Source organism: Clostridium tepidiprofundi DSM 19306 (genome assembly GCF_001594005.1).
In the GTDB taxonomy this organism is placed as follows: domain Bacteria; phylum Bacillota; class Clostridia; order Clostridiales; family Clostridiaceae; genus Clostridium_AC; species Clostridium_AC tepidiprofundi.
On sequence record NZ_LTBA01000145.1, the window covers coordinates 1 to 712 of the forward strand.

Genomic DNA, 712 nt, shown 5'->3' on the forward strand with positions numbered 1-712 from the left:
TTAGATATTAATGAATTAGAGTATATTAGAGATTATATGCTTAAAGAAATGTTTAAAAAGCGTAGCTTGGAGCATTATAGATTATTAGATAAATATTGGGTTATAGCTATAGATGGAACAGGATTATTTAAATTTAAAGAGAAACATTGTGAGCATTGTTTAAAGAAAGAGTACAAAGATAAAGATGGAAATATTGAAAAAACACTGTATTTCCATTGTGTTCTCGAAGCTAAGTTGATTTTTGGCGATATGGTATTTAGTATAGATACTGAATTTATTGAAAACCCAGATGAAAAATATGATAAGCAGGATTGTGAAATTAAAGCTTTTAAAAGATTGGCTACTAAACTCAAAAGAAGATATCCTAGACTCCCTATATGTATTTTAGGCGATAGCCTGTATGCCTGTGAACCTGTGTTTGAGATATGCAATAAAAACAAATGGAAATATTTACTTAGATTTAAAGAAGGAAGAGTGAACTCGTTTTGCTAAAGCAAAACATCGAGACTTCAGGTGGAGACTCTACTCCACCTGAAGCAAAAGCTTCAATCTCCCACTTATAGAAGTGGGAGTCTTGTAGAATCGATAAAAACTTTATGGTCTGAATTTCAACAGTTAAAGAAAGTAGAGATAAATAAGTCAGAGAAGTGTTCATGGGTTAAAGAAATTGGATACAAAGATAGAACTGTAAATATAATTGAAACTAGTATCG

1 protein-coding gene and 1 pseudogene are annotated in these 712 nt (G+C 30.8%); both read left to right on the forward strand.

Features of this window, described 5'->3' with window-relative positions; genetic code table 11:
* A pseudogene (locus CLTEP_RS15015) lies at positions 1-492 on the forward strand (transposase); the annotation flags it as partial.
* A gap of 21 nt (positions 493-513) precedes the next feature.
* Positions 514-712 (forward strand): hypothetical protein (locus tag CLTEP_RS15265; protein WP_207644332.1); only part of this gene is annotated, 199 nt, incomplete at its 3' end.